Raw genomic sequence first — 16,901 nt, forward strand, 5'->3', positions numbered from 1 at the left:
TCAGTCACCGATGAGACAGTAGACGTGGCCCGGCGTCTCGACTTTGGTCTCCTCGCCCTCCTCGAAATAGCCCGAAACGTCCGCGCGCTCGGCGAAATAGATCCGCCCGTCGCGGGGAACGGGCTCGCTCGTGACCTGTCCCGCAGCCTCGACCCACCAGCGTAGCTCCCCTGTCTCCTTTTCCAGCGCACAGAGTTCGCCCGCGGTCGTCCCCGCGAGCACCGCGTCGGCGGTGACCGTCACGGCGCCCATCACCCGCCCCTGGACGTCCGTCGCCCACCGCTGGTCGCCGGTGGCCGCGTCGAGGGCGTAGACGTGGTGATCGTCGCTGCCGACGTAGACCGTCCCGCGCTCGGGACCGATCCCGGGCGCCGACATCACGACGCTCCCGGTCTCGAAGCGCCACTCCTCTTCCCCGTCGGCGAGCCCGATCCGGTAGACGTTGCCGTCCCAGGAGCCGACGAAGGCGCTCCCGTCGTAGGTCGCGATCGGTCCCTTGACCTCGGCGCCGGTCTCGAACTCCCAGGCGAACTCGAGCGAGGGAAACTCCCAGCAGTAGACCACACCGTCGTTCGACCCCGAGAGCAGCCGGCCGGCATCGGGATCGATCGCGACCGTCGGGTGGGGCATCCCCTCGATCCGGTCGTCGCTCGAGAGGGGAGCGCCGGTTTCGGCATCGAACACCCACAGCGCGCCCTTCTGGATCGGGTTTCGGTACTCGACGATGACGTAGAGATAGCCGTCCCAGTAGCCCGCCGAGGAACCGATCGCGACCGAGCCGTCCATCTCCTCGGTTCGCCAGAGCACCTCGCCGCTGGCGACGTCGATCGCGTACATCGCGGCCTCCTGGCCCCGGTTCGCGCCGTCGTACCCCCCGAGGTAGGCGACGCCGTCGGCGATCACGGGCGTCGCGTGAAAGCCCTGGCGGGTCGCGGGGGTCTCGGTGACCCACCGGTGGCGCCCCTTCGGGCCGAAGGCGTGGATCCGCCCCGTGTCGGCGGGGACGACGACCGTCTCGCCGTCGGGCGAGAGGAGGGGACTCGCCTTCGCCGCGTTGTGGCCCGCGTAGTTGACCGGCGCCCGCCAGTTGATCGATGGCGACTCGGGAACGGTCTCGTCGGGATAGTAGCCGAGCCGACGGAGCCCGCCCCGGAACATCGTGATCGCGTCGTCGTCGGGGTAGGTCTCGTCGTAGGGCAGCGACGCGCCGACGTCCTCGGGGGGTTCGTAGGTGTGGGAGCCAGCCCGCGGCGCGAGACAGCCCGCCAGGCCGGCGCCGACGCCGGCCCCCGCCACGGCGAGCAGCCGCCGTCTGGTGGGCGGGGAGAGCGACGGAGTCATACCGAGAGATCGGGCGGAGCCGACAAAGAGCCTACGCTCGCTACCGGGGTCGGAAGGCGACCGCGCGATCGACCGTCTCGGAGCCCGGGGTCGCGAGTTCGAGGGAGACCGTCGTTCCGATCTCCGCGTCCTCGGACTCGATCCCCCGGACCTGTCCCGTCAGGGAGACCGGGCCGAAGTCGGCGACCGCGAGGGCGAACGGTGCGTCTGCCTCGAATGCGGGCGTCGCCACCGAGACCACCGTGACCGATTCGATCCGTCCGGTCTCGGGAAGCGAGCGCTCCTCGAGATCCGTCGAGTCACAGCCCGGTTCCGGGCAGACCCGGCGGGGCGGGAGCGAGCCGTGCCCGTGTTCGCACTCGAGGAAGTACGGGTCGCCGTCGCCCAGAGCGTCGAGCCAGTCGTCGAAGCCGGCGTCCCGGACCGGCTCGTCGTCACTCATTCTACTACCTCCGGAACGAGTTCCGGCGTCGCCGCGTTCGCGGGACTCACGCGACCACCTCCAGTACGTGGACGACCGCGCTCGCGACGGTACCGCCCGCGTTGTGGGCGACGCCGACGTCGGCGTCTTCCACCCTGTCTCCGTGGGGATGGTCGCCCCGCAGGAGCTTCGTCAACTCGGCGAGCTGTGAGACCCCCGTCGCGCCGACGGGGTGGCCTTTCGCCTTCAGCCCGCCCGAGAGGTTTACGGGGACCTCGCCCTCGACCGTCGTCCGGCCCTCGCGGGCGGCGGCGATCCCCTCGCCCTCGCTCGCGAGTCCGATCGCCTCGATGGCGAGCACCTCCGCGATCGTAAAGCAGTCGTGGACCTCCGCGACGCCGACCTCCTCCGGACCGATCCCGGCGTCGTCGTAGGCTTTCTCGCTCGCCTCGCTGGCCGCGGGGGTCCGCGCCATCGTCTCCCGGTCTTGGAGGGCCATTCGGTCGCCGCCCTGGCCCGAGCCCGTGATCGCGACCGACGCGTCGAGACCCTCCCGGTCGGCGTAGGACTCGCTGACGAGCACCAGTGCGCTCGCGCCGTCGGAGATCGGACACGAGTCGTAGAGCCCGAGGGGGGTGGCGACCCGCGGGGCCTCGAGAACGTCCTCGACGGTGATCTCGCGCTGGTACTGGGCGTAGTCGTTTTCGACGGCGTTGGCGTGGTTCTTGACCGCGACGTGGGCCAGATCCTCGCTATCGCCGCCGTAGGTCTCGAAGTAGGCCTCGGCCATCAGGGCGTAGGCCGCGGGAAAGGTCATCCCCGCGCGGACCTCCCAAAGGTCGTCGGCGGCGATGGCCAGCGCCTCGGTCGCGCCGCCGGTCCCGAGGTTGCTCATCCGCTCTGCGCCCCCGACCAGGAGGACGTCTGCTTGCCCTGACCGGATGCGGGCTACGGCGTCCCTGACCGCGGTGGCGCTCGAGGCGCAGGCGGCCTCGTAGCGGGTCGCCGGCGCGTCGACGCCGGCGGCGTCGGCCATCAGCGGTCCCTGATGGCCCTGGTGTTCGGCGATCTCGCCCATGAAGTTGCCGTAGAGGACTTCCTCGACGTCTTCTCGGGGGACGGAGGCGTCCTCGAAGGCCGCGATCGTCGCCTCGGCGAACAGGTCCCGGCCCGTCCGCTCGGGGCTGTTCCCGAACGGAGTGAGGCCGACGCCGGCCACGCGTACCTCGCTCATACCTCCCATAGAGAGCCTGTCGGTTAATACTCCGTGGTTCGGATGGAAACCTGGGACTCGGTCATCCGAACGAACACGAACGCCGATACATTCGACCGATCCCCGGGCCGAAACCCGGACTCGTTCCCCGTTCGTTTAAGTCTGCCGACCCAAACTGGGGGTATGGACCCCGTTCCCTTCGACTTCGACCTCCTGTCCGAACTGACCGAGACGAGCGGCGTTCCCGGCTACGAGGACCGGATCCGCGACTTGGTCCAGGAAGAACTCGACGGCGTCGTCGATCGCGTCCGGACCGACGCGATGGGGAACGTCGTGGGCACCGTCGAGGGCGAGGGCGACTACTCGGTCGCGGTGGCCGCCCACATGGACGAGATCGGCTTCATGGTCAGACACGTCCGCGGGAAGAAGACCGACTACGGCTTCCTCGAACTCGATCCGCTGGGCGGCTGGGACCCCCGCGTCCTGAAGGCCCAGCGCGTCACGGTCCACACGGACGACGGCGACCTCCCCGGCGTGATCGGCTCACCGCCGCCTCACACCCAAAGCGAGGAGGAACGCGAGGAGTCCCCGACGGTCGAGGACGCCTTCGTCGACGTCGGCCTCCCGATCGAGGAGGCCCGCGACCGGGTGTCGCCCGGTGACCTCGTAACGATGGATCAGCGAACCGAGCGCGTTGGCGAGACGATTACCGGAAAGGCGCTCGACGACCGGGTCTGCCTGTTCGCGATGCTCGAGGCCGCCCGGCGGATCGACGACCCCGAGGCGACGATCCACTTCTGTGCGACGGTCCAGGAGGAGGTCGGGCTTCGGGGCGCCCGCGCCCTCGGGGTCGACATCGACCCGGATCTCGCGATCGCACTCGACGTCACCGTCGCCAACGACGTCCCTGAGTTCAAGGAAGGCGAGCAGGTCACCCGCCTCGGCGAGGGGACGGCGATCAAGCTGAAGGACGCGAGCGTCATCACGAACCCGAAGGTGACCCGCCGGCTCAGGGACGTCGCCGAGGAACGAGGGATCGACCGCCAACTCGAGATCCTCCCGGCGGGCGGAACTGACACGAATTAAGCGGGAGCCCACGACTGAAGTCGTGGGTCTAAGCGGTAGGCAGAGACTCGAAACCGCAAGACTTAGGCACTCTGGGGCCGTTTATGAGTCTAACTCGACTGGGAAAACTGGGGTTGGATTGGGGTCCCCATCAACAAAAAGCAACCCTGCCTGATTGAGTGTGGCTGATGGCACCGCCCGTAGGGTGTTAGCGAGGCAGTCCGAACGCGTTCGGACTGACGTTGCCATGCGTTCATCGCCTCGACGCACTGCCTACAAACCGGGACCAACCACTGGGGTTGGGACGTTGCCTCCGTCGGGGTGGTCAGCGTGACCGGCCCCGAGCGCGAGGAATCCCACGACTTCACTCGTGTGGAGGATGTCAAACGGCTGGGTTCCAGCACACGAACGGCGCGAAACCCGTCGGCGCCATCTCGATCCCGACGCGCTATCTCCACACTGTCACCGAGACTGCCCACGTGGACGACGTCGCGGCGACGATCGACCTGCTCTCGGCGATCTTGGAGACCGAGGACGGCGATCACGACTACCGGCTGTGATCGACGGGCGAATCGAAGATTTCAGTACCGGGCCTCCCCAACCTCCGGCCATGAACCCAGATGACGATCCGCTCTCCCGGCGCCGGTTCGTGGTCGCGACGGCCGCCGCCGTCGCCGCCGCGGGCGCGACCGGAACCGCAGCCGCCCAGGAAGAGGGCGGGAACGAAAGCGGCGGTGGCGGAAACGAGAGCGGCGGCGCAGGAGGTGGCGGAAACGAAAGTGGCGGTGGTGGCAACGAAAGCGGTGGCGGGAACCAAAGCGGCGGCAACGAGAGCGGTAGCGGCGGGGGCGGCGCCACGGAGACGGTCAACGTCGTCGACAACGCCTTCGAGCCAGCCGACCTCGCGGTCGAGCCCGGAACCACGGTCGAGTGGGCCTGGCAGGGAACCCAGGCCCAGCACAACGTCGTCCCCGACTCCCAGCCCGAGGGCGCCGGCTGGGAGGGACACACCTCCCTCGAGAGCGGCGACTTCTCGTTTACCTCGACGTTCGACACCGAAGGCACCTACGAGTACATCTGTGAACCCCACGTCTCCCAGGGGATGACCGGCACCCTCACCGTCAGCACCGACGCGGGCCAGCAGGCAAGCGGTCCGGTCCAACTCGTCCCCGACGCCGCCTGGACGCTCGTCATCGCGACCGTCGCGGGAATGGTTTCGACGCTGTCGCTGGTCTACGCGTTCATGCGGTTTGGCGGCTCCTCGGAGCGGTAACTCAGAGCGCGTCGTCGACCGCGTCGATGACTTCGATGTCGGCGAAGACGACGACGTGGTCGCCGCGTTCGACGACGGTGTCCCCGCGGGGCGTGATCAACTCCCCGTCGCGGGTGATCGCACCGATGACGACACCGTCGGGGAGGTCGGGAACGACGTCCCTGATCCGGTTGCCCGCGAGGGCGCTGTCGGGATCGACCTCGATCTCTAAGACCTCCGCGCAGTCGGCCTCGAGGATCGCGACGTTTTCGGTGTGTTCCCGGTAGGTAAAGCGGATGATCTCCTCTGCGGTGACCACGCGAGGGTTGACGGCGACGTCGACGCCGACGGCCTCGAAGAGGTCGACGTAGTCGCCGAACTCGACGACCGCGAGGGTCCGGTCGACGCCGATCCGTTTCGCGAGCAGCGACGCCAGGAGGTTCTTCTCGTCGCTGTCGAGGGCGGCGACGACGATGTCGCTCTCGTCGACGTGCTCGCGCATGAAGAAGTCGATGTCGGTGGCGTCGCTCTCCAAGACGAGGGTGTCGGGGAGCCGTTCGGCGACCTCGCGGGCCCGGTCGTGATCGCGTTCGACCAGCCGGGGGGAGATCCCTTCGGCCTCGAACAGCCGGGCGGTCTGGTAGCCGATCTCGCCGCCGCCGACGATGACGACCTCGTTGGCTTCCTCCAGGGTCGGGGCGGGGGCGAGCGAGCCGGCGAAGCCCCGGACGCTCTCGAAACTCCCGATGACGACGACGGCGTCGTCCGGCGCGATCGCCGTCCCCCCCTGGGGGATGACGACGTCGCCGTCCCGGATGATCGCCGCGAACGTAAGCGACTCGAAGCGGTCGGCCTCCGAGACGGTCTGGCCGGCGATCGGGCTCCCCTCGGGGACCGAGAACTCGGCCATGTAGACGACTCCGCCGGCGAACGTGTCGACGTCGCGGGCGCCGGGCAGACCCGCGATCTGGACGATCGTCTCGGCGGTGTGGAGGTCCGTACAGACCATGAAGTCGACGCCGAAGGCGCCCTCCGAGTGCTCCCAGGTCCGCAGGTAGTCGGTCTTCTTGACCCGTGCGATGGTAAAGGGGTCGTCGACGGTCTTTGCGGCGCCACAGACGACGATGTTCGTCTCGTCGCTGTCGGTACTCGCGATCACCATGTCCGCCCGGTCGACGCCGGCCTCCTCTAGGGTCTCGAGGGAGGTGCCGTCGCCCTCGATCGCGAGGACGTCGTGGGAGTAGGTCATCGTCTCGACGCGCTCGGAGTCGGTGTCGACGACGACGACCTCGTGGTCGGAGGCGAGCGTCGCGGCGATGGTCGAACCGACCTCGCCGGCCCCGACGACGATCACGCGCACGGTCGGCTCACCCCGAGCACCCGTCTCGATCTCGGCAGCATTGACGGCCGTTTTTCGGCGAGCGGTAAGTGGGTTGCTATTGGGGCGACTCGTGGACCGCGAGGTCGACCTCGCGGCGCTCGCCCTCGATGTCGGCGACCAGTCGGGCGACGACCTCCTTTGCCTCGCCGAGCAGGCGGGGCTGGATCTTGGAGACGAGCCAGTCCAGCGAGATGAAGGTGGGGAGCGAGATCGCGTCGCCGTCCGCGGAGTGGGGGTCGTAGATCGCCTCGAAGTAGACCCGGGAGGCGGTTTCCTCGCCCTCGGGGGCCGCCTCGGGCGCGGGCTCGACGCGCCACTCGCCGCGGGCGTCGACGTCCTCCATGAGCCGCCAAGAGAGCGTCTCGGGTTCGGCGATTTCGGTCACTTCCGAGTGGGCGGTGTAGCCGAACTTCCGCCAGGAAAGCCGGAGGTCGTACTCGGTGCCGGCGCCGCCGTCGCCGCGCTGGTCGACTGACTCCAGATGCTCGGAGTAGCGGGGGTACCGCGAGAACGACTCCAGATACGGAAACACCTCCTCGGGCGACCGGTAGACGACCGTGCTGAGGACGATTCTGTCCACGACCGCCGTATGCGGGGAGCCGAAGGTAAGGGTTGCTATCCCCCGTCGGCCCTTTGAAGACGGATCGCCGGCTACCCCCCGTATGGAGACGACCGACGCGACCGACGGAGCCGGTGAAACGGGGGCGACCGGAACCCACGAAACGGCCGATGCCGTCGCCTTCGCCGACCCCGAAGAACCGGCCGAGGTCTGTATCGTCGGCGGCGGCGTCGCCGGCCTCGCCGCGGCCATCTTCACCGCACGCGCGGGCCTGGGGACCCTCGTCGTCGACGGCGGCGAGTCGATCCTCGCGCGCAACGCCAGCCTTGAGAACTATCCCGGCTTCCCCGACGGGGTGGACGCGCGCCGGTACCTCGAGATGGTCCGCGAGCAGTCCCGGGCCGCGGGCGCGACATTCGAACTCGGACGGGTGACCCGCGTCGAGAGCCTGGAGGACGAGCCGGGCTTTCGCCTCAAGACCGACGGCGGCGATCCCCTCCGGGCGCGGCGGGTGATCGCGGCCTCCTGGCCCGACAGCGACTACCTCGTCCCCCTCGACGTCGGCCGCCGGGAGCGGGGGAGCAAACACGTCGTCGCCGTCGACGAAAACGGCCGGACCGCAGTCGACGGGGTGTACGCCGCGGGAAAGATCGCGGACGAACCCCACCAGGCGATCGTCGCGGCGGGCCACGGCGCGAAGGTCGGACTCGCCGCGATCCAGGACTCCGAGGTCCCCTTCTACCACGACTGGGTCGCTCCCGAAGGCTACTTCACGGGTCGCGGCCGGGCGGTTCCGCCGGCCTGCGAGGAGATCGGCGACGAGGAACGGCGGCGACGGGACGCGGCCGCCCGCGAACGCCTCCGGGAGTGGCTCGCCGAACCGAGAGAGGAGGCGCCGACGATGCATCCGAGCGTCGAGATCGAGTAGGAAAAGCGAAAGCTATACTCCCCGCGTTCGAAAACATCGGGTATGGCGAACGCTACCGAGCAGACCTACCTCGCGGGCATCGCGGCCGGAACGCTGCTGGTCGTCCTCGGCGTGGCCGCCTACGTCCTGACGGACTTCTCGAGCGTCACGGCGCTGATCCCGTCGCTGTTCGGACTCCTCTTCGTCGTGCTCGCGCGGCTGGGCCGGGACGCCGGCCGCCGCGAGGTCGCGATCTACGGGCTCGCGATCGCGGCGCTGGTCGGACTGGCCGGCAGCGCGATGGGCGTCGGCGACGCCGTCGCGCTCGCGGCCGGCGAGGACGTCGAACGGCCCGCCGCGGCGATCAGTCAGGCCGTGATGGCCGTCGTCTCGATCGTCGTCCTCGCCCTGGCAGGGCGGGCGATCGCCGCCGACCGCTAGGACCGCCAACGCTTAGGTCGGGAGGGCCGAACCGGAGGGCGATGCTCGAGGGAGTCAATGTCGCTGTCGGCGTCACCGGCTCGATCGCCGCGGTGAAGACGGTCGAACTCGTCCACGAGCTCCGGCGCCAGGGAGCGTCGGTCCGGGCCGTGACGACCGATAGCGCCCGCGGGATCGTTCACCCGTGGGCGATCGGGTTCGCGACCGGCGAGCCCGTGGTCACCGAGATCACCGGGCAGGTCGAACATGTCTCCCTCTGTGGCCGGGAGGGGTGGGCCGACGTCTTCCTGATCGCGCCCGCGACCGCGAACACGGTGGGAAAGGTCGCCGCCGCCGTCGACGACACGCCGGTGACGACGTGTGCGACGACCGCGATCGGGGCAGGGGTGCCCGTCGTCGTCGCCCCCGCGATGCACGAGCCGATGTACGACCACCCCGGGGTGCTTTCGTCGATCGAACGCGTCGAGGAGTGGGGCGTCTCCTTCGTCTCGCCCCGCATCGAGGAGGGGAAAGCCAAGATCGCGGGCGAGGAGGCAATCTGCACGGCCGTTGCCCGCGCGGCCGGCGACCGACCCCTCGAGGGGACACGCGTCGTCGTCACGGCGGGCGCGACGGGGGAGGCGATCGACCCGATCCGGGTCCTCACGAACCGGTCGTCGGGACGGACCGGGCGGGAGGTCGCGCGGGCGTGTCACGTCCACGGAGCCGAGGTCGTCCTTGTCCACGGCCCCGTCGGCCCCCGGCCGTTCGGCCGCGACGACGGCTCCGGGGAGGCCCCCTACGCCGACGTCCGCCGCGTCGAGAGCGCCGAGGAGATGACCGAGACGACGGTCGATGCCTGCGAGGGAGCCACGGCGTTGGTTTCGGCGGCGGCGATCGGCGACTACACGGTCGACACTCGGCCGGAGAAGATCCGCTCGGGCGGCGAACTCGTCCTCGAGTTGGAGCCGACCCCGAAGCTCGTCGATACCGTTCGGGAGGAGTATCCCGAGCTCCCGATCGTGGGCTTCAAAGCCGAGACGGAAGGCGGCGACGAGGCGATGGTCGCGGCCGCCCGGGAGCTGGGAGAGCGGGTCGGGCTTGCCTTCGTCGTCGCCAACGACGCGGGCGTGATGGGCGAGACGGAGACGCGGGCGATCCTCGTAGACGGCCAGGAGACGACGACGGTGACGGGATCGAAAGGAGAGCTGGCCGCGGCAGTCGCCGACGCGCTCGCGGGCGAACTCGACTGAGAACCGGTAGCTCGAACATCTTTCTTTCTTAACTGATCGGAACTTATATAGAGGATCGGTACGAGAAGGGAACCGACCGGCGACGACATGGGTGACTACGGGGAGACGCTGACGAAAGGCGAGGTATTCGACGTCCTGCGCAACCAGCGGCGGCGCTACGCCCTCCATGCCCTCAAACGGGAGGGGCGGACGATGTCGCTCGGCGATCTCGCCCAGCAGGTCGCCGCCTGGGAGTACGAGACGACCCCCGAGGCGGTCACGCCCGCACAGCGAAAGCGGGTGTATACGACCCTCCAGCAGACCCACCTCCCCCGGATGGACCGGGCGGGCATCCTCGAGTTCGACGACGAGGAGGGGGTCGTCGAGCCCACCGACCGGGCCGACGAGATGAACGTCTACCTCGAGATCGTTCCCGGCGACGAGATCCCCTGGCGAGAGCTCTATCTCTCGCTGGGTGCGATCAGCTGTGCGCTCGTCGCCGTCCTCTGGGGCGAGGTCGCGCCGTTCGCCCGCCTCCCGACCCTGACGTGGACGGCAGTCATCGCCGTCACGTTCACGGCGACGGCCGCGGTCCACGTCTTCTATGAGCGCCGGATGCGCATCGGCGAGGGCGAGCGACCGCCCGAACTGCGGTACGGAACCGACGAGTAGGCGGCGTACCGTCAGCTTTTACTCCGTTACCGGTCCAGCCACGACATGGATCAGCTGGAGCGGTCGCTGCTCGAGGCGCCGATCATCGAGAAGGAAGGCTACCAGTACTTCGTCCACCCGATCAGCGACGGCGTCCCGAAGCTCGACCCGGGCTTGCTCCGGGAGATCGTCATCCGGATCATCCGGAAGGCCCGCCTGGAGGAAGTCGACAAGATCGTCACCCCCGCGGCGATGGGAATTCACATCTCGACCGCCGTCTCGCTGATGACCGACATCCCGCTGACGGTGATCCGGAAACGCGAGTACGGCCTCGACGGCGAGGTCGCGATCGCCCAGCGAACGGGCTACTCCGAGAACGAGATGTACATCAACGACGTCCGCGAGGACGACCGCGTGCTCGTCTTAGACGACGTGCTCTCGACGGGGGGCACCCTCGCGGCTGTCTTGGACGCCCTGGGGGACATCGGCGCCGAGGTCGTCGACACCGTCGCGGTGATCAAGAAGGTCGGCGGCGAGAACCGCCTCGAGGGAACCGACCACGACGTCAAGACCCTCGTCGACGTCGACGTGGTCGACGGCGAGGTCGTCATCGTCGACGGGACCGAGGACGGCGTCTAAAGGCGGTTGGAAGCGGGCGAGGAACCACGCCGGGGGGATTCGACGGGAGTCCTAGAGTCGAGCCCCCGCGTCCGAGGCCCTCCGTTCGACGGCGTCGGGGTCGAACTCCAGCAGCGGGGACTCACACTCCTCGCAGCCGAGCGTGGCGACCTCGTAGGACCGACAGCAGGACTCGACCGTGTCGGAACTCATCGAGATCGGCCCGCCACAGGAGGGACACCGCTCGTGAAACGCCCGCAGCGCCTCCAGGATCTCGACGCGCTGTTCCAGGGGTACCGCCCGCCAGCGGTCGGTCCGGTCCTCGATGGCCTCGGCGGTCGCGAGGTCGGCCACGAGCGCCCCGTCGCTCGGCCACTTCCGGATCCGTTGGCCGACCGCTATCGCGGGGTAGTCGCGGTCCTTGACCGTCACCGCCGCCCGATCGACGTCGAAGAGATCGGCGAGCGCCTCGAGGTCCCGTGGCTCCTCGCGGTGGCGCTCGAGACCGGCCTCGACGCTCTCGGCGAACTCGTCGGTCAGCCGGAGGTCCGTGCCGTCCGCGGTCGGCTCGACGGCGTCGATCGACGCAAGGAACGCCTCGGGATCGACCTCGTTCTCCCGGCGGTACTCGATCCGTTCCATGGTCTCTCGCTCCCGGTTCCCTTCGTCGGCGTCGGTATCGCCGCCCATGTCGTCCTCGGTCGCAGCGTCGTCGCTCCCGGAACCTCTCTGCTCGGCATCCCCGGTCTCGACGTCCACGGTGTCGTCGTCGATTGGCTCCCAGCCGCCGTAGCGAGTCCCCTCGCGGGTCGGCTCCTTGCCGAACGCCGCGAGCACGCGCTCGGGCAGGTACCGTTTCGTTAGCTCGGGCGTCCCAGGAACGAGATACCCCCGGAGGTAGATCGTCGCGAGCGACCCGGCGAGGGTTCCGGTGGCGAACAGCCGACCCCGGCGGTTCCTCGAGCGGGCGACGAGGGCGCTCCCCGCGAGCGCGACCGCGACGTTGACGACGGTACAGGGAAGACACCGGTTCTCGCCGACGTACTCCGGCCGGCGAAGGGCGTCGATCAGCTCCGACGCTCGAGCTCTCATACCCGTCGGTTGGACCGAGACGACTAAAATCCGTGTGGCCGTCTCCCCCCGGTCGACGCCGATGGTCTCGAGAGAGATTTGAACCACGCGGACTTCGGTCGCTGGGCTCCCTCGTTCTCTCGTTCAACAGGCAGTAGCGCGGAGTCCCCTTCCTCACCGAGCGGCGAAGCCGCGAGTAGGGAGGGGAGGAATCGCGTTGCGAAGGTGGGCGAAACAGTTAGTATCGCCCGGTTCGTCGTCCTCTGTCGTCCGAAGCGGGCTTCAGACAGCCCAGCAATGGGTGCCGAACCAACACGTCGGTGTGGGAAAGGTTTGGTTCCTCGCTCCGGACGGGCCGCCGTCAACCGGCCCCGAAGACGACGCGACCGCTCCCAGCACGCTCGACTTGCCGCGACGTCGCCGAGGTCACGTCCAATTACATTGCCACTGCCGACCGACCGCACCGGCACACAAGTCGATCCGGGACCACAACTCCCGACCGAAGCCACGCAAGCCCCGTCCGCAGAACGCCGAAGGCGTTCAGGGCGGGGTAGTTGACACGACCACTATACCGTTTTCGAGGCGAACGATAGCGGGAGGTAGATTTGAACTACTCCCGAGAACCTGCGCGAAGCGCAGACCCGCGGTATCGTTCAAATCGACTCGTCGTGCTACGGATGGCGCTCAGGGGTTCGTTCGCGCCAAAACATAGCGGGAGGTAGATTTGAACTACCGGTCTGCGGGTTATGAGCCCGCCGGAATCTCCTGGCTATCCCATCCCGCTACCGATTCGTAGCTCGGTCCGCTAGTTAAGGATTGTGATTCGACTACCGGATGCGGGTTTCTACCGCTCGCCGTACTGGACCCGCCAGGTGTAGAGGCTCTCGGCGACGTAGTTGACGACGAAGCCAACGCCGATCCCGACCACGTTGGCCGCGGGATACCAGACCCCCGCGCCGTAGACGAGTCCCGCGAGGACCCCGAGGGTGACGAGCAGGCCGGCCAGCCGAACCGCGTTCGACCGGAGGAATCGCCGGGCGAGCGCCTCCCGATCCCCCGAGGCGAACGTCGAGAACGTCCAGCGCTCGTTGATCGCGAAGATGACCACGATGGCGGCCTCCCAGGCGATCACCTTCCCGACCACCGGCGAGAGCCCCGCGAACTCGACGAGAGAGACTAAGACGGCGTTGTCGACGGCCATGCCGACGAGCCCCGCCGACACGAACTGGCCGAGGCGGGTCCCCGAACGGAGCGCGACGACCCCGTCGTGGACAGCCTCGAGCGGGCCCGGATCACTCATGATCGGATCGCCGTCGATCGCCGGCCGCTCGACGGTCCACGCCGGCGTCGTCCCCTCGCGGATCGGCCACTCCGTCGATCCCCTCTCGCCGGCGCCGGAGGGCGACCCGGAGGAGAGTTCGGGCGAGTTCCAGGGGCGTCCCGACGGGCGCGACCGTCGAGCGCGGGTCGTCCCGCCAGCGGACCGGGACCTCCCCGACCCGGTAGCCGGCGGCGTCGGCGGCCGCGACGAGGTCGACGTCCCAGCCGAAGCCGGGCTCGCGGAGCCGTCCCCGGACGTTGCCCCAGGCCTCGGCCGTGATCGCCTTCGCGCCACACTGGTAGTCCGACAGCGCCACGGGGAGGAGCCGACGGGCGCTCCAGGCGAACAGATCGCCCAGCCGGCGCCGGACGCGGGTCTGGTGGCACTCCACGACCGCGTCGGGGTGGCGCCGCGAGCCGACCGAGAGCGCGAGTGATCCCTCGAGGACGGGAGCGACGACCTCGGAAAGCGACGCCGCGGGCGTGCTGCCGTCGGCATCGGCGAAGGCGTAGACGTCCGTCTCGAGGGCGTCGAACCCGTCGGTGATCGCCCTCCCCTTGCCCCGTCGGCTGGAGACGGCGTTGACCGTCGCGGGAGCCCGTTTCAGGGTAGCGACCGTTCCCGGAAGAGGGTCGTCGAGTTCGATCCGGACCGCCTCGGGCTCTACGTGCCGGACGACGCGCTCGGCGTAGTCGGCGAGCCGGTCGGCGTCGGGCCGGTAGGCGGGGACGACGACGCCGACGGTCGGGTTCATTCGTTCCTATCGCCCCGGTGCTCGGACAAAAGGGTTCGGTCCCCGGCGGACGAAGCCAAAAGGGGTTTCGGGGGCGTCCCTGTCCGTTCGGGTGATGGTCGTCGGAACCGAGGTCGCCCTCGCCGTCCGCTGGCTCGTCGCCGTCCTCGGGCTGGGAGCGCTCGCGCTTCCGCTCGCGGCCGCCGTCTTCCGGGACGGGGAGGGGAGAGGCGCCGGACTGGCGATCCCGCTCGCGCTCGCGGCCGTCGGCCTCGGCGGATTCTGGGTCGGCCGGCTCTCCTTCGGCCGGCTCTCGGTCGCCGTCGCCCTCCTCGCGCTGTGCTGTGGCTCGGCGCTCGCCCTCCGTCGTGGCGTCGAGATCGACTCGCGACGGTACGCGGAGGTCGCGGCCGTCTTCGCCGCCGCCTTCGCCTTCCTTCTGGCCGTCCGGGCCGTCGATCCGGGCATCGTTCCGTGGGGCGGGGAGAAGTACCTCGATTACGGCCTGCTAACCCGCCTCTCGAAGGCCGGGACGCTCCCCCCCGAAGACCCCTGGTTCGCCGGCGAACCCGTCCGGTACTACTACGGCGGCCACCTCCTCGCGGCCTCCCTCGCACGACTGACCGCGACGCCGCCCCACTACGCCTACACCCTCGCGCTCGCGGGCATCTACGCGACGCTGGTGAGTGCGGCCTACGGGCTCGCGGGCGCGATCGCGGCGAGCCGGGGGGTCGCTCGGCTCCCCGCCGCCCTGCTCGGGGCCGTCCTCGTCGGGTTCGCGAGCAACCTCGCGACTCCCGTGCGCACACTCGCCTGGCTCCTTCCCGGCGGCCGGGCCGTCCTCGAGGCGGTCGGGGTCCCCATGGAGCGCGCCGGCGGGGAGACCGTCGCCGCCGGCCCCGACGCCTTCGGCTACTGGGACGCGAGCCGGCTGATCCCGGGCACGATCAACGAGTTCCCGCTCTTTGCCTTCCTGAACGGCGACCTCCACGCCCACATGCTCGCGACGCCGTTTCTCCTCCTCGCCGTCGGCATCTGTCTGGCTTACTGGGAGACCCCCGCCGCCGAGCGACGGCGCCGCCGGCTGCTGGCCTTCCTCGCGCTCCCGCCGGTCGCGGGCTGGCTCGCGGTCGTCAACGCCTGGGACCTGCCGACCGCCCTGGGACTGGCCTGGCTGACGCTCGCGCTCGCGCCGGCGCCTCCCCGGACGCTGCTCCCCGAACGGCTCGCTCGCCCGTATAGAAACCGCCTCGAGAACGCACCCGACGGCGCGGCCGAACTCGGTCGGCCCCTGCTGGCCGCCGTCCTCGTCGCCGTCGTCGGTGCCGGGGCCCTCGTGGCCGTCGCGCCCTTTCTCCCGACGCTTTCGGGCGGGGCCGAGCGGTCGCTCGCCCTCGTCGCCGACCGGAGCCCCCTCCCCGCCTTCCTGCTGGTCCACGGCGCCTTCCTCGCCGTCGCCTACCGGTATCTCGCCGCCCGCGTCCCCGTTCCGGCGGGGGCGAGGACGGCCGGCCTCGCCGCCGTCCTCGTCGCCGCCGCCTGGGCCGCCGGACTCCTTCCGGTCCTCGTCGTCGCCCCCCTCCTCGTGCTGGGCTGGCTCGCGGCCCGACGCGGCGGGTTCGAGAGCCTCCTGTTCGTCGCCGGCGCCGGGATCGTCGCGACCGTCGAACTGGTCTACCTCGCCGACCCCGCGGGCCCGGGCCGGCTCAACACGGTGTTCAAGAGCTACGTCCACGTCTGGCTCCTGTGGGCGCTCGCGGCCGGGATCGCGCTTGCCTGGCTGCTCGAGCGGACCGGGAGCACCGGCGGGGTCGACGAGAAGCCGCGGGCGGACGCCCGGCGGACCTACGACGGGCTCGCCGCGATCGGAATCGTCCTCCTCGTCTGTAGCCTCTCGATCTACGGCGGGCTGGCGCTTTTGGCCCACGCCGAGAACGCCGACGGGCTCGGGCTGGACGCCAGGGCGGAGCTACAGGAGACCGAACCCGACGTCGCCGCGGCCGTCGGCTGGCTCGCCGACCGAGAGCCGGGAGCCAGGATCGTCGAGGCGCCCACGCCCCCGGAATACACCTATGGGACGGCCAGCGACGGCGAACCCCCGCCCTCGCGGGCGGTCTCGGGCGCCTCGACGTTCTCGGGACTCCCGACGCTCGCGGGCTGGACTCACGCGGCCGACTACCACGGCGAGGACGCATATCGAGAACGAGTCGCCGACGCCGAGACCGTTTTCGAGGGGAGCGACGCCGAGCGGGCGACCGTTCTCGAGAACTACGGGATCGACTACGTCTACGTCGGGCCGAACGAGCGGGCGTGGTACGACCTCACCGTCGAGGACGACGACTCCCTGTCGGTCGCGGCCGAGTTCGGGGCGGTACGGATCTACGAGGTAGAGGGGAGTTAAACGGAGAGCGGGCTCTTCTCGGAGACGACCTCGATCTCGCTTGCGTCCGCACGGACGACCTCGAGGAAGTGGGGGACGAAGTTTCGCTTCTCGAAGTCCTCGCGTTCGCCGGCGGCGCCGACGGTACACCAGAGTTGGACCTGCTCGGGGCCGTGCCACTCGCCGTTGCGGTTGATCCCGAAGCAGGTCAGCTCCTCGCCGTCGTACTCGATGACGGCGTCCTTGCGGATCCCCGGGTCGCCGTGGACGATGAGCCGTTTCATTGTCGGCATTTCGGCCGACGGGGAATTAATACTGTCGGGTTCCCCGGCGCCG

Annotated in this window: 17 protein-coding genes, 1 tRNA gene and 1 pseudogene; 9 read left to right on the top strand and 10 right to left on the bottom strand. The window is 69.6% G+C overall.

From position 1 onward, the window contains the following. Genes DVH23_RS12935 through DVH23_RS12945 form a run of 3 tightly spaced genes read right to left on the bottom strand, consistent with a single transcriptional unit; the run spans window position 1 to window position 2,996 of the window. Window positions 1-1,341, bottom strand: coding sequence for a PQQ-binding-like beta-propeller repeat protein (locus DVH23_RS12935; RefSeq protein WP_114577845.1), 1,341 nt, complete (start codon window positions 1,339-1,341; stop codon window positions 1-3). A 40-nt stretch (window positions 1,342-1,381) separates the two neighbouring features. Next, a complete protein-coding gene (locus DVH23_RS12940) occupies window positions 1,382-1,783 on the bottom strand; it encodes a Zn-ribbon domain-containing OB-fold protein (RefSeq protein WP_114577846.1) in 402 nt (133 codons plus the stop codon). A 46-nt stretch (window positions 1,784-1,829) separates the two neighbouring features. Next, window positions 1,830-2,996 carry a thiolase domain-containing protein gene (locus DVH23_RS12945; protein WP_114577847.1) on the bottom strand — a complete coding sequence of 389 codons (1,167 nt, stop codon included), beginning with the start codon at window positions 2,994-2,996 and terminating at the stop codon, window positions 1,830-1,832. 162 nt (window positions 2,997-3,158) lie between these two features. On the opposite strand from DVH23_RS12945, the pseudogene DVH23_RS12950 reads away from it, so the two are divergent. The 3 genes and pseudogenes from DVH23_RS12950 to DVH23_RS12960 form a co-directional block, all read left to right on the top strand. Next, window positions 3,159-4,055 (top strand): annotated as a pseudogene (locus DVH23_RS12950) (M42 family metallopeptidase); the annotation flags it as partial. A 284-nt stretch (window positions 4,056-4,339) separates the two neighbouring features. Next, entirely contained in the window at window positions 4,340-4,600 is a 261-nt protein-coding gene (locus DVH23_RS12955; RefSeq protein WP_255565248.1) for a hypothetical protein, read from the top strand. 50 nt (window positions 4,601-4,650) lie between these two features. Then, a complete protein-coding gene (locus DVH23_RS12960) occupies window positions 4,651-5,313 on the top strand; it encodes a plastocyanin/azurin family copper-binding protein (RefSeq protein ID WP_114577849.1) in 663 nt (220 codons plus the stop codon). A gap of 1 nt (window position 5,314) precedes the next feature. Here DVH23_RS12960 and trkA read toward each other — a convergent pair whose 3' ends face one another. Both trkA and DVH23_RS12970 read right to left on the bottom strand, forming a co-directional pair. Continuing rightward, window positions 5,315-6,652, bottom strand: coding sequence for a Trk system potassium transporter TrkA (trkA, locus tag DVH23_RS12965; protein WP_114577850.1), 1,338 nt, complete (start codon window positions 6,650-6,652; stop codon window positions 5,315-5,317). 76 nt (window positions 6,653-6,728) lie between these two features. Then, window positions 6,729-7,253 carry an SRPBCC family protein gene (locus DVH23_RS12970; RefSeq protein WP_114577851.1) on the bottom strand — a complete coding sequence of 175 codons (525 nt, stop codon included), beginning with the start codon at window positions 7,251-7,253 and terminating at the stop codon, window positions 6,729-6,731. 82 nt (window positions 7,254-7,335) lie between these two features. On the opposite strand from DVH23_RS12970, the gene DVH23_RS12975 reads away from it, so the two are divergent. The 5 genes from DVH23_RS12975 to hpt all read left to right on the top strand — a co-directional run bounded on the left by DVH23_RS12975 (window position 7,336) and on the right by hpt (window position 11,081). Beyond that, window positions 7,336-8,160, top strand: a complete 825-nt coding sequence (locus tag DVH23_RS12975) for an FAD-dependent oxidoreductase (protein WP_114577852.1) — start codon at window positions 7,336-7,338, stop codon at window positions 8,158-8,160. 42 nt (window positions 8,161-8,202) lie between these two features. Further along, the gene (locus DVH23_RS12980) at window positions 8,203-8,580 is read left to right on the top strand and encodes a hypothetical protein (protein ID WP_114577853.1); all 378 of its coding nucleotides are present in this window, start codon (window positions 8,203-8,205) and stop codon (window positions 8,578-8,580) included. A gap of 41 nt (window positions 8,581-8,621) precedes the next feature. Continuing rightward, entirely contained in the window at window positions 8,622-9,812 is a 1,191-nt protein-coding gene (gene coaBC, locus DVH23_RS12985; protein WP_114577854.1) for a bifunctional phosphopantothenoylcysteine decarboxylase/phosphopantothenate--cysteine ligase CoaBC, read from the top strand. Between the two features lie 87 nt (window positions 9,813-9,899). Next, entirely contained in the window at window positions 9,900-10,463 is a 564-nt protein-coding gene (locus DVH23_RS12990; RefSeq protein ID WP_114577855.1) for a hypothetical protein, read from the top strand. Between the two features lie 45 nt (window positions 10,464-10,508). Then, window positions 10,509-11,081, top strand: a complete 573-nt coding sequence (gene hpt / locus DVH23_RS12995) for a hypoxanthine/guanine phosphoribosyltransferase (protein WP_114577856.1) — start codon at window positions 10,509-10,511, stop codon at window positions 11,079-11,081. 51 nt (window positions 11,082-11,132) lie between these two features. Here the strand turns inward: hpt and DVH23_RS13000 are convergent, their stop codons facing one another. From DVH23_RS13000 to DVH23_RS13015, 4 genes are all read right to left on the bottom strand, one after another. Then, entirely contained in the window at window positions 11,133-12,152 is a 1,020-nt protein-coding gene (locus DVH23_RS13000; protein WP_114577885.1) for a hypothetical protein, read from the bottom strand. Between the two features lie 688 nt (window positions 12,153-12,840). Continuing rightward, a tRNA-Met gene (locus DVH23_RS13005) sits at window positions 12,841-12,915 on the bottom strand. A gap of 60 nt (window positions 12,916-12,975) precedes the next feature. Next, on the bottom strand, window positions 12,976-13,431 hold the full coding sequence (locus DVH23_RS13010) for a GtrA family protein (RefSeq protein WP_114577857.1): 456 nt from the start codon (window positions 13,429-13,431) through the stop codon (window positions 12,976-12,978). After that, window positions 13,424-14,206 (bottom strand): glycosyltransferase, encoded by a 783-nt coding sequence (locus DVH23_RS13015; protein WP_114577858.1) that lies wholly within the window; start codon window positions 14,204-14,206, stop codon window positions 13,424-13,426. Before DVH23_RS13015 ends, DVH23_RS13010 begins: the two co-directional genes overlap by 8 nt. Before the next feature lie 94 nt (window positions 14,207-14,300). Here DVH23_RS13015 and DVH23_RS13020 point away from each other — a divergent pair, with 94 nt between their 5' ends. Next, window positions 14,301-16,586, top strand: a complete 2,286-nt coding sequence (locus DVH23_RS13020; protein WP_114577859.1) for a DUF2298 domain-containing protein — start codon at window positions 14,301-14,303, stop codon at window positions 16,584-16,586. Here DVH23_RS13020 and DVH23_RS13025 read toward each other — a convergent pair. Further along, window positions 16,583-16,849, bottom strand: a complete 267-nt coding sequence (locus DVH23_RS13025) for an HAH_0734 family protein (protein ID WP_114577860.1) — start codon at window positions 16,847-16,849, stop codon at window positions 16,583-16,585. The genes DVH23_RS13020 and DVH23_RS13025 overlap by 4 nt on opposite strands. Window positions 16,850-16,901 lie beyond the last annotated feature (52 nt).

Source organism: Saliphagus sp. LR7 (assembly GCF_003344565.1).
GTDB lineage: Archaea > Halobacteriota > Halobacteria > Halobacteriales > Natrialbaceae > Saliphagus > Saliphagus infecundisoli.

What these genes read in the sequence shown, in the direction of transcription:
- DVH23_RS12990 (WP_114577855.1), top strand. Translation starts at nt 9,900, where the DNA reads ATGGGTGACTACGGGGAGACGCTGACGAAAGGCGAGGTATTCGACGTC.
- DVH23_RS13015 (WP_114577858.1), bottom strand. Translation starts at nt 14,206, where the DNA reads ATGAACCCGACCGTCGGCGTCGTCGTCCCCGCCTACCGGCCCGACGCC.
- hpt (WP_114577856.1), top strand. Translation starts at nt 10,509, where the DNA reads ATGGATCAGCTGGAGCGGTCGCTGCTCGAGGCGCCGATCATCGAGAAG.
- DVH23_RS13000 (WP_114577885.1), bottom strand. Translation starts at nt 12,152, where the DNA reads ATGAGAGCTCGAGCGTCGGAGCTGATCGACGCCCTTCGCCGGCCGGAG.
- DVH23_RS12935 (WP_114577845.1), bottom strand. Translation starts at nt 1,341, where the DNA reads ATGACTCCGTCGCTCTCCCCGCCCACCAGACGGCGGCTGCTCGCCGTG.
- DVH23_RS13010 (WP_114577857.1), bottom strand. Translation starts at nt 13,431, where the DNA reads ATGAGTGATCCGGGCCCGCTCGAGGCTGTCCACGACGGGGTCGTCGCG.
- DVH23_RS12960 (WP_114577849.1), top strand. Translation starts at nt 4,651, where the DNA reads ATGAACCCAGATGACGATCCGCTCTCCCGGCGCCGGTTCGTGGTCGCG.
- DVH23_RS13025 (WP_114577860.1), bottom strand. Translation starts at nt 16,849, where the DNA reads ATGAAACGGCTCATCGTCCACGGCGACCCGGGGATCCGCAAGGACGCC.
- DVH23_RS12980 (WP_114577853.1), top strand. Translation starts at nt 8,203, where the DNA reads ATGGCGAACGCTACCGAGCAGACCTACCTCGCGGGCATCGCGGCCGGA.
- DVH23_RS12940 (WP_114577846.1), bottom strand. Translation starts at nt 1,783, where the DNA reads ATGAGTGACGACGAGCCGGTCCGGGACGCCGGCTTCGACGACTGGCTC.
- DVH23_RS12945 (WP_114577847.1), bottom strand. Translation starts at nt 2,996, where the DNA reads ATGAGCGAGGTACGCGTGGCCGGCGTCGGCCTCACTCCGTTCGGGAAC.
- DVH23_RS13020 (WP_114577859.1), top strand. Translation starts at nt 14,301, where the DNA reads ATGGTCGTCGGAACCGAGGTCGCCCTCGCCGTCCGCTGGCTCGTCGCC.
- coaBC (WP_114577854.1), top strand. Translation starts at nt 8,622, where the DNA reads ATGCTCGAGGGAGTCAATGTCGCTGTCGGCGTCACCGGCTCGATCGCC.
- DVH23_RS12975 (WP_114577852.1), top strand. Translation starts at nt 7,336, where the DNA reads ATGGAGACGACCGACGCGACCGACGGAGCCGGTGAAACGGGGGCGACC.